The organism is Agrococcus pavilionensis RW1 (genome assembly GCF_000400485.1).
Lineage (GTDB): Bacteria > Actinomycetota > Actinomycetes > Actinomycetales > Microbacteriaceae > Agrococcus > Agrococcus pavilionensis.
In genome coordinates, this window is record NZ_ASHR01000047.1 from 1 (window position 1) to 13,160 (window position 13,160).

General features: G+C 72.0%; 18 protein-coding genes. 9 read left to right on the top strand and 9 right to left on the bottom strand.

Translation table 11 applies throughout. The annotated features are described in order from the left end of the window. Positions 1–83 precede the first annotated feature (83 nt). Positions 84–722, bottom strand: a complete 639-nt coding sequence (gene upp / locus L332_RS28910; protein WP_021011851.1) for a uracil phosphoribosyltransferase — start codon at positions 720–722, stop codon at positions 84–86. A 54-nt stretch (positions 723–776) separates the two neighbouring features. On the opposite strand from upp, the gene tadA reads away from it, so the two are divergent. Further along, positions 777–1,238 (top strand): tRNA adenosine(34) deaminase TadA, encoded by a 462-nt coding sequence (tadA, locus tag L332_RS28915; protein ID WP_021011852.1) that lies wholly within the window; start codon positions 777–779, stop codon positions 1,236–1,238. 60 nt (positions 1,239–1,298) lie between these two features. Here the strand turns inward: tadA and L332_RS28920 are convergent, their stop codons facing one another. Genes L332_RS28920 through L332_RS28930 form a run of 3 tightly spaced genes read right to left on the bottom strand, consistent with a single transcriptional unit; the run spans position 1,299 to position 2,973 of the window. After that, positions 1,299–1,553 carry a hypothetical protein gene (locus tag L332_RS28920; protein WP_021011853.1) on the bottom strand — a complete coding sequence of 85 codons (255 nt, stop codon included), beginning with the start codon at positions 1,551–1,553 and terminating at the stop codon, positions 1,299–1,301. 9 nt (positions 1,554–1,562) lie between these two features. Then, positions 1,563–1,979: a hypothetical protein gene (locus L332_RS28925; protein ID WP_021011854.1), complete on the bottom strand. Its 417-nt coding sequence runs from the start codon at positions 1,977–1,979 to the stop codon at positions 1,563–1,565. A gap of 31 nt (positions 1,980–2,010) precedes the next feature. Next, positions 2,011–2,973, bottom strand: a complete 963-nt coding sequence (locus tag L332_RS28930) for a cation diffusion facilitator family transporter (protein WP_021011855.1) — start codon at positions 2,971–2,973, stop codon at positions 2,011–2,013. Between the two features lie 53 nt (positions 2,974–3,026). Between L332_RS28930 and proC the strand changes: the two genes are divergently transcribed. Beyond that, the gene (proC, locus tag L332_RS28935) at positions 3,027–3,851 is read left to right on the top strand and encodes a pyrroline-5-carboxylate reductase (RefSeq protein ID WP_021011856.1); all 825 of its coding nucleotides are present in this window, start codon (positions 3,027–3,029) and stop codon (positions 3,849–3,851) included. Positions 3,852–3,857: 6 nt separating this feature from the next. Here proC and L332_RS28940 read toward each other — a convergent pair whose 3' ends face one another. Genes L332_RS28940 through L332_RS28950 form a run of 3 tightly spaced genes read right to left on the bottom strand, consistent with a single transcriptional unit; the run spans position 3,858 to position 6,362 of the window. After that, the gene (locus L332_RS28940; protein ID WP_021011857.1) at positions 3,858–4,271 is read right to left on the bottom strand and encodes a YchJ family protein; all 414 of its coding nucleotides are present in this window, start codon (positions 4,269–4,271) and stop codon (positions 3,858–3,860) included. Further along, positions 4,268–4,939: a potassium channel family protein gene (locus L332_RS28945; protein WP_021011858.1), complete on the bottom strand. Its 672-nt coding sequence runs from the start codon at positions 4,937–4,939 to the stop codon at positions 4,268–4,270. The genes L332_RS28940 and L332_RS28945 overlap by 4 nt, the downstream gene beginning before the upstream one ends. Further along, complete coding sequence (locus L332_RS28950) at positions 4,932–6,362, bottom strand: TrkH family potassium uptake protein (protein ID WP_021011859.1); 1,431 nt, start codon at positions 6,360–6,362, stop codon at positions 4,932–4,934. Before L332_RS28950 ends, L332_RS28945 begins: the two co-directional genes overlap by 8 nt. 129 nt (positions 6,363–6,491) lie before the next feature. On the opposite strand from L332_RS28950, the gene L332_RS30945 reads away from it, so the two are divergent. From L332_RS30945 to L332_RS28955, 3 genes are all read left to right on the top strand, one after another. Then, a complete protein-coding gene (locus L332_RS30945; protein WP_021011860.1) occupies positions 6,492–7,172 on the top strand; it encodes an ArsR/SmtB family transcription factor in 681 nt (226 codons plus the stop codon). 114 nt (positions 7,173–7,286) lie between these two features. Next, positions 7,287–7,385: a 30S ribosomal protein bS22 gene (locus L332_RS29965; RefSeq protein ID WP_021011861.1), complete on the top strand. Its 99-nt coding sequence runs from the start codon at positions 7,287–7,289 to the stop codon at positions 7,383–7,385. Positions 7,386–7,464: 79 nt separating this feature from the next. Beyond that, positions 7,465–7,716, top strand: coding sequence for a glutaredoxin family protein (locus L332_RS28955; RefSeq protein WP_021065152.1), 252 nt, complete (start codon positions 7,465–7,467; stop codon positions 7,714–7,716). A 40-nt stretch (positions 7,717–7,756) separates the two neighbouring features. Here the strand turns inward: L332_RS28955 and aspS are convergent, their stop codons facing one another. Together aspS and L332_RS28965 are read right to left on the bottom strand one after the other, a co-directional pair. After that, complete coding sequence (gene aspS / locus L332_RS28960) at positions 7,757–9,079, bottom strand: aspartate--tRNA(Asn) ligase (RefSeq protein WP_021011862.1); 1,323 nt, start codon at positions 9,077–9,079, stop codon at positions 7,757–7,759. Between the two features lie 10 nt (positions 9,080–9,089). Continuing rightward, complete coding sequence (locus L332_RS28965; RefSeq protein WP_021011863.1) at positions 9,090–9,371, bottom strand: hypothetical protein; 282 nt, start codon at positions 9,369–9,371, stop codon at positions 9,090–9,092. Between the two features lie 142 nt (positions 9,372–9,513). On the opposite strand from L332_RS28965, the gene L332_RS28970 reads away from it, so the two are divergent. From L332_RS28970 to resB, 4 genes are read left to right on the top strand one after another with little or no spacing between them, the layout of a single operon-like run. Continuing rightward, entirely contained in the window at positions 9,514–10,155 is a 642-nt protein-coding gene (locus tag L332_RS28970; protein ID WP_021011864.1) for a histidine phosphatase family protein, read from the top strand. A gap of 11 nt (positions 10,156–10,166) precedes the next feature. Next, the gene (locus tag L332_RS28975; RefSeq protein WP_031224469.1) at positions 10,167–10,748 is read left to right on the top strand and encodes a TlpA family protein disulfide reductase; all 582 of its coding nucleotides are present in this window, start codon (positions 10,167–10,169) and stop codon (positions 10,746–10,748) included. Continuing rightward, on the top strand, positions 10,748–11,491 hold the full coding sequence (locus L332_RS28980; protein ID WP_031224471.1) for a cytochrome c biogenesis CcdA family protein: 744 nt from the start codon (positions 10,748–10,750) through the stop codon (positions 11,489–11,491). The genes L332_RS28975 and L332_RS28980 overlap by 1 nt, the downstream gene beginning before the upstream one ends. Continuing rightward, positions 11,475–13,127 carry a cytochrome c biogenesis protein ResB gene (gene resB / locus L332_RS28985; protein WP_021011867.1) on the top strand — a complete coding sequence of 551 codons (1,653 nt, stop codon included), beginning with the start codon at positions 11,475–11,477 and terminating at the stop codon, positions 13,125–13,127. Before L332_RS28980 ends, resB begins: the two co-directional genes overlap by 17 nt. Positions 13,128–13,160 lie beyond the last annotated feature (33 nt).

A 13,160-nucleotide genomic window follows, 5' to 3' on the forward strand; every position in this document is an offset into this window, starting at 1 on the left:
CGCGCTCACTTCTCAGTGAGGCACCTCGATGACGCAACGATGTGACGAACTATGACGGAAAGCGGCGCGCGCGCCGCGGGCGCTCAGTCGCCGACGGTGCCGTAGAGCCGGTCGCCCGCGTCGCCGAGCCCCGGCACGATGAAGCCGCGCTCGTCGAGCCCCTCGTCGAGGGCGCCGAGCACGATCGTCACGTCGTGCCCGCCCATGTCGCGCTCGACGCGCTCGAGCCCCTCGGGCGTGCCGAGCAGGCAGATGGCGGTGACGTCGACGGCGCCGCGGTCGAAGAGGAACTGCATCGCGCCCGAGAGCGAGCCGCCGGTCGCGAGCATCGGGTCGAGCACGAAGCACTGGCGGTCCGAGAGGTCGTCGGGCAGCCGCTCGGCGTAGGTCGTCGGCTCGAGCGTCGCCTCGTTGCGCGCCATGCCGAGGAAGCCGACCTCGGCGGTCGGCACGAGCGCCGTCATGCCCTCGAGCATGCCGAGGCCCGCGCGCAGGATCGGCACGACGAGCGGTCGCGGCTCGGCGATCTCGACGCCCGTCGTGACCGTCACCGGCGTCTCGATCTCCTTCGGGGTCACGCGCACGTTGCGCGTCGCCTCGTACGCGAGCAGCGTCATCAGCTCGCCGACGAGCGACCGGAAGGTCGGCGACGGCGTGCGCGCATCCCGCAGCACGGTGAGCTTGTGGGTGATGAGCGGGTGGTCGGCGACGTGGACTCGCATAGGGTTCAGGGTAGTGGGCCGCCTGCTTGCGGTGCGCCCCGACGAGGAGGGCGGATGCGGCCGGCGGCACGCGACGAGGCGCTCATGCGCCTCGCGCTCGACGAGGCGGCGGCGGCGGAGCGCTCGGCCGACGTGCCGGTCGGCGCGGTCGTGGTCGACGCAACCGGCGCCGTCATCGGCACCGGGCGGAACGAGCGCGAGCTGCGGCACGACCCGACGGCGCACGCCGAGGTCGTCGCGCTCCGGGAGGCGGCCGAGCGGCGAGGCGCGTGGCGGCTCGACGGATGCGCGCTCGTCGTCACGCTCGAGCCGTGCGTCATGTGCGCGGGCGCGATCCTCGCGAGCCGCGTCGAGCGCGTCGTGTTCGGCGCCTGGGACGAGAAGGCGGGAGCGGCCGGGAGCGTCGTCGACCTGCTGCGCGAGCGGCGGCTGCCGCACCGCGTCGAAGTGGTCTCGGGCGTGCTCGCCGCCGAGGCGGAAGCGCAGCTGCGTGCCTTCTTCGCCGAGCGCCGCTGACGGCGCGGCGCGGCCGCGGCGACAGCCGGTCGAGTCGGCGGGAAGCGATCGACTCGACCCTCAGTCGCCGGGAGGGCGGCGCGGGTCCTCCGGGTCGAGGTCCTCGACCTGGTCGCCGGCCTCCTCGCGCCGCTCGTCGGCGATGCGCTGCTCATAGGCGTGCGGGCGCCAGATCTCGTCCATGACGCCGAGCCCGCCGCCCATGCGGCGGGCTCGCTGCGTCGAGGGGCTGTGCCACGAGCGGGGACCTGCGAGCACGAGCGCGATCGTCACGCCCAGGATGGTGAGGAGGGCGACGAGCTCGACCCACCCCATCCGGTCACCTCAGCGCCAGAAGACCGCGATGAGCAGGTTCACGAGCGCGAGCCCGCCGGCCGCGTGGAAGAACGGCATGAGCTTCCGCTCGAGCGCCACGTCGGCCGCCGCGACGGCGCCGCCGGCGGCAAGGCGCGACTTCTCGGCGCGCATCGAGCGCTGGCGGAGGAAGCCGACGAGCGCGGCGACGAAGACGACGAGCGCGATGACGCCCTTGATGCCGAGCTTCATGTGGTTGACGTCGGCGTCGTTCGCCATGGCGAGCCCGTAGAGCGAGACGCCCGTGACGAGCTGGAGCGCGCCGCCGATCAGCAGCAGCGTGAAGTTGTGCCCGGCCTTCGCGCGCATCTGCACGAAGAACGTGCCGACGAGCAGTGCGAGGCCGATGAAGTGGCCGGCGAGCAGCAGCGAGTACAGGAAGTCCATGCAGACAGCCTACACAAACTCATCCGGCTCGTCAGTTGCCCGACTGGATCACGATGTGATCGGTCGACGGCGCGATCTCGGGCCGGTGGAGGTAGAGGTCGGGCTCGATGTAGATCACTCGCGCGTGCGGGATCTCGGCGCGCAGCAGCGACTCCAGCTCGTTGATCGTGCGCGCGACGTGCTCGATGTCGCTCTTCGGCGGGAACGCGACCTTCGCGGCGATCATGAGCTCGTCGGGCCCGAGGTAGAGCGCCTTCATGTGGATGACCGACTCGACGCCCGGGGCGGCGTTCAGGACGCGCGCGATGCGGGCGGTGTCCTCCTTCGTCGCGCCCTCGCCGATGAGGAGCGACTTCATCTCGACGGCCAGCACGGCCGCGACGACGATGAGCAGCACGCCGATGACGACGGTGCCGATCGCGTCGAAGAGCGGGTTGCCGGTGAGCGCCGTGAGGCCCACCGCGATGAACGCGAAGATGAGGCCGAGGAGCGCCGCGAGGTCCTCGAGCAGGATGACCGGCAGCTCGGGGCTCTTCGCTTTGCGGATGAAGTCGACCCAGCGGGCCTTGCCGCGCACCTTGTTCGACTCCTTGATGGCGGTGCGGAACGAGAGGCTCTCGAGCACGATCGCGATGCCGAGCACGACGAGCGGCAGCCAGATGATGTCGAGCTCGTGCGGGTCGCGCAGCTTCGAGACGCCCTCGGCGATCGAGAAGAGGCCGCCGACCGAGAACAGCACGAGCGCGACGACGAACGCCCACACGTAGCGCTCGCGGCCGTAGCCGAACGGGTGCTCCGCGTCGGCCTTGCGCTTCGCGAGCCGGCCGCCGAGCAGGAGCAGCAGCTGGTTGCCGGCGTCGGCGACCGAGTGGATCGCCTCGGCGAGCATCGACGCCGAACCCGAGAAGAACCAGGCGACGAACTTCGTGATGGCGATGCCCGTGTTCGCGAGGAACGCCGCGACGACCGCCTTCGTACCGTGGGATGCGCTCACGGCCGCGAGTCTACGCGGGCGGCGCGCGCGGCTCGCGGCACTAGCCTGGCGGCATGCCAGAGCTGCTCCCTCCCATCGCCATGCTCGGCGTCGGCTCCATGGGCGGCGCGATCCTCACGGGGCTCGCGCGTCACGGCGCCGAGCGCATCGTCGTGACGAACCGCACCGCCGAGAAGGCGAGCGCGATCCGGCTCGCAGGCGTCGAGTCGATCGCGCTCGAGTCCGAGCCGGGCGGCAACGCCCGCGCGGTCGCCGGCGCGAAGCTCGTCGTGCTCGGCGTGAAGCCCGCCGGCATCGTCGACCTCGCGCGCGAGATCGCGCCCCACCTCGAGCCGGATGCCGTGGTCGTCTCGATCGCGGCGGGCACGACGACCGCGTCCATCGAGGCCGCGCTGCCCGCATCCGTCGCCGTCGTCCGTGCGATGCCGAACACGCCCTCGCATGTGGGCCTCGGCGTCACTGGCGTCGCGGGCGGCAGCCGAGCCTCGGCCGACGACGTCGCGCTCGTCGCGCGGTTGTTCGAGTCGGTCGGGGAGGTGCTCGTGCTCGACGAGTCGCAGATCGACGCGCTCTCGGCCATCTCGGGCTCCGGCCCCGCCTACGTCTTCCTGCTCATCGAGGAGCTCACGGGCGCGGCCGAGCGGATGGGCTTCACCTCCGAGCAGGCGGCCACGATGGTGCAGGGCACGTTCCGCGGCGCGAGCGAGCTGCTCGCCGTCGACGGGGCCGAGCCGGCCGAGCTGCGCCGCCGCGTGACGAGCCCGAAGGGCACGACCGAGCGGGCCGTCGCGGTGCTGCAGCAGGCGCGCCTCGGCGAGGTCTTCGACCGGGCGACGGCCGCGGCGCTCGAGCGCGCCCGCGAGCTCGCCGCGGGCTGACGCGCGTCAGCGCTGCTGGCCGTCGAGGTACTGCCAGCCCTGGTCGCGGCGGAAGCGGCTGAGCTCGCGCATCGCGCCGCGCGTGCCGTCGGCGACCCAGTGCGCGTCGAACGAGACGGTGCCCTCGCGGTCGAACGGGCCTCCGGCGCTCGTGCCGACGATGTCGAGCCGGAGCCAGCGGATGCCCGGGTCGAGCTCGAGCGAGCGCGGCCGGGTCGTGGGGTGCCAGGAGGCGAGCAGCCAGTCGACGTCGCCGAGCGCGAAGGCGGTGAAGCGCGAGCGCATGAGCTGCTCGGCCGTCGCGGGCTCGCGCTCGCGGCGGTGGATCGGGCCGCAGCACTCGCCGTACGTCAGCCCGGTGCCGCACGGGCAGCGCTTGCTGTCGTCGATCGCCGTGCGCGCGGCGTTCTCGGTGCTCACGCGCTGAGGCCCGCGAAGCGCTCGATGTCGTTCTGGTTGCCCGAGACGATGATGAGGTCGTGGTTCGAGACGACGGTCTCGGGTGTCGCGTAGGTGAACTCCCCGCCCGGGCTCTTCACGCCGACGACCGTCAGGTGGTACTTCGAGCGGATCTTCGACTCGGCGAGCGAGATGCCGCGGATGTGCTTCGGCGGGTACATCTTCACGATCGCGAACTGGTCGTCGAACTGGATGTAGTCGAGCATCCGGCCCGAGACGAGGTGCGCGACGCGCTCGCCGGCCTCCGCCTCGGGGTAGATGACGTGGTTGGCGCCGATGCGGCTGAGGATCTTGCCGTGCGACTGGCTGATGGCCTTCGCCCAGATCTGCGGGATGCCGAGGTCGACGAGGTTCGCCACGATGAGCACCGACGCCTCGATCGACGAGCCGACCGCGCAGACGGCGATCGAGAAGTCCTGCGCGCCGACCTGCTTGAGCGCGTCGATCGAGCGGGCGTCGGCCTGCACCGTGTGCGTCAGGCGCTCCGACCACTTCTGCACGAGGTTGATGTCGCCGTCGATCGCGAGCACCTCGCGGTCGAGTCGGGCGAGCTGCCCCGCCGTCGCGGCGCCGAAGCGGCCCAGCCCGATCACGAGCACGGGGGCGTCGTGGGGGATCCTGTCAACCAACGATCGGCCTCTCCTCGGGGCGCGTGAACAGCTGCGTCCGCTGGCTCGCGGCGAGCGCCGCGGCGAGCGTCACACTACCGATGCGGCCGACGAACATCGTCAGCGCGAGGATGATCTTCGCCGGGTCCTCGAGCCCCGCATGCGTGAAGCCGGTCGAGAGGCCGACGGTCGCGAACGCGCTGATGACGTCGAAGAGCACGAACGACAGCGGCGCGCCGGTGATCTCGAGCAGCACGATCGTCACGCCGGCGACGATCGTCGCGCTCCAGAGCGTGACGGAGACGGCGAGGCGCAGGACGTCCGAGGGGATGCGGCGGCCGAAGGCCTCCATCGACTTGCGGCCGCGCGCCTCGGCGATCGCCGCGAGGAAGAGGATCGCGAGCGTCGTGACCTTGATGCCGCCCGCCGTCGAGGCCGAGCCGCCGCCGACGAACATCAGCATGTCGGTGACGAGCAGGCTCGAGTTGTGCAGCAGCCCGAGGTCGTCGACCGCGAAGCCGCCCGAGCGCGCCATCGCCGAGAGGAAGAAGGCGTGCAGCAGCTGCTGGCCGAAGTCGTCGGTGCCCCACGAGTCGGCGTTGCCCCACTCGAGCACGAGGAACGCGAGCCCGCCGAGGAGGAAGAGCAGGAGCGAGACGGTGATCGTGAGCTTGACGTGCAGCGACCACTGCCGCGGCTTGCCGAGGTGCCGCAGGATGACGAAGTAGACGGGGAAGCCGAGCGAGCCGACGAAGACGCCGAGCATGAGCACGCCGAGGAACCACGGGTCGGTCGCGAACGGCTCGAGCCCCTCGACGGTCGGCACGAAGCCGGAGTTCGTGAACGCCATGATCGACCAGTAGGTCGCCTCGTAGAGCGCGGTGAGGAAGTCCTTGCCCTCGAGCAGCAGCCGCGGCAGCAGCAGCACGACGAGCACCGCCTCGAACGCGAGCACCGAGAGCGCGACGATGCGCAGCAGCGAGCCGACCTCGCCGAGCCGGATCGCCTGCTGCTCCTGCACGACCCCGCGCCGCACCCGCGAGGGGTTGGAGTCGCTCGCCGCCATGAGCCGCTGCCGGAGCCCCAGGCGGCGCGCGACCGTCATGCCGAGGATCGAGGCGAGCGTCAGCACGCCGATGCCGCCGACCTCGACGCCGATCATCACGACGGCGTTCCCGAACGGGCTCCAGTGGGTCGCCATGTCGACGACCGTGAGCCCCGTGACGCACACGACGCTCACGGCCTGGAAGAACGCATCCACCGCACCGGTCGTGCCGTCGCCCGCTGTCGCCCACGGCGTCGCGAGCAGCACCGCGAAGACGAGGTTGAGCGCCGCGAAGACGACGATCGCGAACCGGGCGGGATAGGCGGCGGCGAAGTGCTCGACGGCGTCGCGCGATCGTTCGAGCAGCGTCGCATCGCTCGACGACCGCAGCTGCGCCACGTGCTGTGCCCTTCGCGGAACCGGAGCGCCGTCGGGCGGCGCAGGACGGGGCAAGCGTAGTCCTCGCGAGCGCCGTCACGCGCCGACCGCGGTTTGTCGCCCCCGGCTCGACGCTGGCATGCTTTGCGCATGGCCGACATCTTCAGCGTGATCGCGGACAGCACGCGCCGCGACATCCTCGGGGTGCTCCTCGAGCGCCGCGCGACGACCGGAGACGCCTCGGTCAGCCAGATCGTCGAGGCGCTCGGCGTGCCGCAGCCGACGGTCTCGAAGCACTTGCGCACGCTGCGCGACGCCGGCCTCGTGACGGTGCGCGAGGACGGTCAGCACCGCCACTACGCGATCGTGCTCGCGCCGTTCGACGAGATCGACGACTGGCTCATGCCGTTCATCTTCGCCGAGGGCGAGCAGGAGGAGGCCTCGCTCGGCGCGGCCGCCTTCGCCGCGTGGGCGGGCGTCAACGTGCAGGCTCCGCTGCGCGCCGCCGCCGACCAGGCGAGGCAGGCCGCCGAGCAGGCGCGCGTCGCAGCCGAGCAGGCGCTCGCTCGCGTCTCGGAGACCGTCGAGCACCCCGCGCCCGTCGGCGCATCGATCGGCCGCCGCGCCGCCGACCGCGTGCACGACGTGCAGGAGCGCGTGCAGGAGGCCCGGGACCGCATCCACGAGGTGCAGGAGCGGCTGCAGGAGCTGTCGGCGCGCAACGCGCAGCGCTTCGACGACGCGAAGGGCAAGCTGCGGAGCCGGGACCAGCGGTCGACGGATGCGTCGGAGCGGCCCGCGCGCGAGGCCGACGACGCCCGCTTGGACTGACCCCCAGCGGCGCACGCGCCGATTCCGGTACGATTGCCCGAGCGTTTTCCCTGCGCGGGCCTCGAGGCTGCGCAGCGTCAGCGAGCAATCCCGATTCGGAAGTGAGGAACCTCTATGGGTTCTGTCGTCAAGAAGCGCCGCAAGCGCATGGCGAAGAAGAAGCACCGCAAGCTGCTTCGCAAGACGCGCCACCAGCGTCGCAACCGCAAGTAGTCGGTTGCAGCCAAGGCCGGGACCTGCAGTCGCAGGCTCCCGGCCTCTGCTTGTCTCCGCCGGTGTCTAGGCTGGAGCGATGGTCGAGATCACGCTCATCACGAAGCCCGGCTGCCACCTGTGCGACGACGCCCGGCCGATCGTCGAGCGAGTGGTCGCAGGGTTCGACCAGGCGACGCTCACGGAGCTGTCGATCCTCGACGACCCCGCGCTCGCGGAGCGCTACAGCGACGACATCCCGGTCGTGCTCATCGACGGCCGCCAGCACTCCGCGTGGCGAGTCGACGAGGCGAAGCTGACCGACCGCATCCGGACGCGGCTCGGCGCCTGACGCTCTGGCTGGCGGATAGGCGCCGGACGAGCGGAGGCCGCTACGGCTTCAGGCGCGTCGGGCCGCGGAAGAGGTAGGTCGTCTCGCGGATCGAGCCGAGGCCGAGCATGAGCATCACGACGCGCGCGAGGCCCATGCCGAAGCCGCCGTGCGGGGGCACCCCGTAGCGGAAGAAGTCGAGGTACTCCTCGAGCTCCGACGCATCCATGCCCTTCTCGGCGATCTGCGCCTCGAGCACGTCGATGCGGTGCTCGCGCTGCGCGCCGGTCGAGATCTCGACGCCGTTGTAGATGAGGTCGTACGAGTTCGTCACCTCGCCGCGGCCCTCGGGGCGCAGGTGGTAGAACGGCCGCACGCCCGAGGGGTACTCGGTGACGAACACGAAGTCGTGGCCCATCGTCTCCTTGACGTGCGCCGAGATCTGGCGCTCGGCCTCGGGGTCGAGGTCGCCGTCGGCGCGCTCGATCGTGTGGCCGCGGCCCTCGACGATCGCCTTCACCTCGGCGTGGGGGATGCGCGGGAACGGCAGCGTCGGCACCTCGAGGGTGATGCCGAAGCGCTCCTCGATCTCGGCGCCGTGCCGCTCGACGACCGCGGCGACCGCCTTCGCGAGCAGCTGCTCGTGCAGCTGCATGACGTCCTCGTGCGAGTCGATCCAGGAGATCTCGGAGTCGATCGACGTGAACTCGGTCGCGTGGCGGCTCGTGAACGAGGGGTCGGCGCGGAAGGCGGGGCCGATCTCGAAGATCTTGCCGAAGCCCGCCGACTGCGCCATCTGCTTGAACAGCTGCGGCGACTGCGCGAGGTAGGCGGTCGTCTCGAAGTAGGGCACCTCGAAGAGCTCGGCTCGCGACTCGGAGGCGGTGGCCATGAGCTTCGGCGTGTGCAGCTCGATGAAGCCCTCGTCGATCCAGTGCTGGCGCATCGCGTGCTCGATCGTGGTCTGCACGCGGAAGATCAGCTGCGCCTCGGGGCGGCGCAGGTCGAGGAAGCGCCAGTCGAGGCGCTTGTCGATCGACGAGTCGTCGGCGATCGGGGAGTCCTTCGCGACCGACTCGACCACGAGCGAGCCGACCTTGACCTCGAGCCCGCCGAGCTTGACGCGCTCGTCGGCCTTGAGGTCGCCGGTCACGGTGATGAACGAGCCGTGCATGAGGCCCGAGATCGTCGCGGCCGTCTCGGCGGTGTCGTCGTTGACCGGGTTGACGAGCTGGGCGGCACCCGACTCGTCGCGCACGATCACGAACTGCACGCGCTTCTGGTCGCGCACCGTCTCGACCCAGCCCTGCACCTTCACCGGCCCATCCGGCAGCGACGCGAGGTCGGCGATGAGCGTGCGGGGGAGCGAGGTCGGCTGAGTCACGCGCTCGATCCTACCGACGACGCTCCGGCGCCCACCGCGCGATCCCGATCCACCCGGCGACGAGCGCGACTCCGGACGCGCCGAGCGCGATCCAGCCCGCCGCGGCCGGCACCGACGCATCCGCGCCGTCGGAGGCGACCAGCAGCCAGACGCCGGCGGCGGCGAGCGCGACCACGACGAGCGCGACCGTGCCGCCGTGCGCGCGATGCGCGATCGAGCCCGCCCACACCCACAGCATGGCGGCGCCGGCGGCGACGAGCAGCGCGGCGACGAGGGGCACGAGGAGGGGCACGCCTCCATCCTGGCGTGCTCGGGCGTCAGCCGGGCGCCCCGGCGCCCGGGACGGGCGCCGGCGCTGGGGTCGCGGCGGAGGCCCGAAAGGGCCTCCGCCCTCAGCTCCACCGCGCATAGACTCCGCAAGTACGATTGAGGTCATGCCCGCCCGTCGCCTCCATCTCGTGCGCCATGGCGAGGTGCACAACCCGGAGCGCATCCTCTACGGGCGCCTGCCCGGCTACCGCCTCTCCGAGCGCGGCGAGCGGATGGCCGAGCTCGCGGCCGAGCACCTCGCGAACCGGCCCGTCGTGCGCCTCGCCGCGAGCCCGCTCGAGCGCGCGCAGCAGTCGGCGCAGCCGTGGGCGGAGCGCTTCGGCCTCGAGATCCGCACCGAGCACCGCATCATCGAGCCGACCAACGAGTTCGAGGGCAAGACCTTCGAGGCGAGCGGCGCGCTGCGCCATCCCTCGGCGTGGCCGCTGCTGCGCAACCCCTTCCGCCCCTCGTGGGGCGAGCCCTACACCGCCATCGCGCAGCGCGTCATCGCCGCGATGGAGGACGCGTGGGACGAGCTCGACGAGTCGGACGACGACGGCGACATCGTGATGGTGAGCCATCAGTCGCCCATCTGGATCTCGCACCTCGCGCTCGCCGGCAAGCCGCTCTGGCACGACCCGCGCAAGCGCCGCTGCCAGCTCTCGTCGATCACGAGCTACGTGCGGCGCGACGGCCGCATGGTCGAGGTCGACTACGCCGAGCCCGCTGCGGGCGTCGACGCGGTCGACGCGGGAGCGGTGTGAGCGGCGTGACGATGAAGGGCACGCGGCGGCGGATGCGCGCGGGCGCGTTCGCGCTCGCTGCGCTCGCGCTCGCGGGCTGCTCGAGCGCCGACGGCGTGGCCGGGCAGGTCGGCGACGCGGGCTACATCGCGGGCGACGGCTTCGTGACCGAGGTGCCGCTCGAGGAGCGCCAGGCGCCGGGCGAGTTCGGCGGACCGCTCGCCGACGGCGGCGAGTTCGAGTCATCAGAGCTCGACGGGGTCGCGCTCGTGAACTTCTGGTACGCCGCGTGCCCGCCGTGCCGCGTCGAGGCGCCCGTGCTCGCCGAGCTGCACGCCGAGTTCGGCGACGAGGTCGACTTCATCGGCGTCAACACGCGCGACGGCGCCGCGCAGGCGATCGCGTTCGAGGAGCAGTTCGGCATCGACTACCCCTCGATCCTCGACGACGAGAGCGCCGAGGCGCAGCTCGCCTTCACGGGCATCGTCGCGCCGAACGCGGTGCCCTCGACGCTCGTGCTCGACAAGGAGGGCCGCGTCGCGGCGCGCGTCTCGGGCGCCGTCTCCGACACGAGCATCCTCGCGACGCTGCTGCGGGAGGAGCTCGAGCGGTGATCGCCGCCTTCGACCCCGCGGGTGCCGTGCTGAGCGGCCAGCTGCTCGTCTCGATCCCGATCGCGCTGCTCGCGGGCATCGTCTCGTTCGCGAGCCCGTGCATCCTGCCGCTCGTGCCGGGCTACCTCGGCCTCGTCGGCTCGCTCGTCGGCGAGCAGGGCCGCGGTCGCGGCCGGCTCGTGGGCGGCGTCGGCCTCTTCATCGCCGGCTTCACGCTCGTGTTCGTGCTCGGCAACGCGATCGTCGGCGCCGTCAGCTCGTTCCTGCTGCAGCACGGCGACACGCTCGTGCGCATCCTCGGCGGCGCGCTCATCGTGCTCGGCTTCGTCTTCGTCGGGCAGTTCTCGTTCCTGCAGCGCATCTGGAAGCCGCAGCAGGTCAAGGCGGGCGGCCTGTGGGCTGCCCCGCTCGTCGGCGTCGTCTTCGCGCTCGGCTGGACGCCGTGCTCGGGCCCGACGCTCGCCGCGATCAGCGCGCTCACCGTCACGACCGGCTCGGCGTGGCAGGGCGCGCTCCTCGGCCTCGCCTACGCGCTCGGCCTCGGCATCCCGTTCCTGCTGCTCGCGCTCGGCCTCGGCTGGGCCGGCGGCGCCGTCGCGTGGATGCGTCGGCACATCCGGGCGATCAACGTCGCGGGCGGCGCGATGCTCATCGCGATCGGCGTGCTGATGGTCACGGGCGCCTGGAACGCCATCATGCAGTCCCTCCAGGGTTGGATCGCGAGCGTTGTCACAGTCATCTGATCCGCTGCGGCCCGGCGACCACGTCGACGGGGTCGCCGCGCCCTCGCAGCCGCCGCTCGGCGTGCGCGGCTGGGCGCGCTTCCTCTGGCGCCAGCTCACCTCGATGCGCACCGCGATCGTGCTGCTCCTCCTGCTCGCGGTCGCCGCGATCCCCGGCAGCCTCGTGCCGCAGGAGTCGAGCGACCCGAACGGCGTCATCCAGGTGCGCGCCGACAACCCCGAGCTCATCTGGCTCTACGACGCGCTCTCGCTGCACGACGTCTACTCGAGCCCGTGGTTCTCGGCGATCTACATCCTGCTGTTCACGTCGCTCGTCGGCTGCGTCGTGCCGCGTCTCGCCCACCACTGGAAGGCGATGCGCGCCCAGCCGCCGCGCACGCCCGCGCGCCTCTCGCGGCTCGTCGGGTTCCAGACCGTGCCCGGGGACGCATCCGACCTCGACCGCGCCGACCGCGTGCTGCGCCGGCTCGGCTACCGCACCGCCCGCTACGGCGACTCGGTCTCGGCCGAGCGCGGCTACCTGCGCGAGACCGGCAACCTGCTCTTCCACCTCTCGATGCTCGGCCTGCTGCTCGTCATCGGGCGCGGCTCGGGCTTCGGCTACGACGGGCAGCGCCTGCTCGTCGAGGGCCGCGGCTTCGCGAACACGCTCTCGAGCTACGACTCGTTCTCGTCGGGGCAGTGGTTCGACGAGGGCTCGCTCGAGCCGTTCGCGGTCGTGCTCGACGACCTGCAGGTCGAGTACGAGACCGAGAACCGCGACGCGATCGGCGCGCCGCTCGACTTCACCGCGCTCGTGTCGGTCACCGAGGACGGTGCCGAGCGCGACGCGCAGATCAAGGTCAACGAGCCGCTGAACGTCGCGGGCGCCGACCTCTACCTCATCTCGAACGGCTATGCGCCGCGCATCTCGGTGCGGGATGCGTCGGGCCAGGTCGTGTACGACCAGTACACGCCGTTCCTCGCGCAGGACGACGCGATGACGAGCCTCGGCGTCATCAAGCTGCCCGACGGGCTCGAGGAGCAGCTGGGCCTGCGCGGCTTCTTCTACCCGACCGCGGTGCCGCTCGACACCGGTGCGCTCGCCTCCGCCTACCCCGACCTCGCGAACCCCGTGCTCTCGCTGCAGGCGTTCGCGGGCGACCTCGGGCTCGACCGCGGCGTGCCGCGCTCGGTGTACGCGCTCGAGACCGACGAGATGACGCAGATCGCGGGCGGCGACTCGGGCACGGATGCGCTGACGCTCGCGCCCGGGCAGACGATCGACATCCCCGGCGGACTCGGCACGATCACGTTCGAGGACGTGCGGCGCTACGGCGTCATCGAGGTGCACGTCGACCACACGCAGACGCCGGTGTTCTGGATCACGGTGCTGCTGTTCGCGTCGCTCCTCGCCTCGCTGCTCGTGCCGCGCCGCCGCATGTGGGTGAAGGCCGCGGGCGACCGGCTCGAGCTCGCGGGGCTTGCGCGCGGCGAGGACCCCACGCTCGAGCGCGCGGTCGACGACCTCGCGCGGCGGCTCGTCGACGAGGGCTCGGCGGCGCGCGGCGACGACGCCTCGGCGGCGACGGATGCGGTCGGTGCGACCGCGGGCGAGGCCCGGCCGGCAGGGCCCACTGATAGGCCGCGAGAGTAGGATCCCGCCGTGCCTCCCGCTGAACTCGACGCC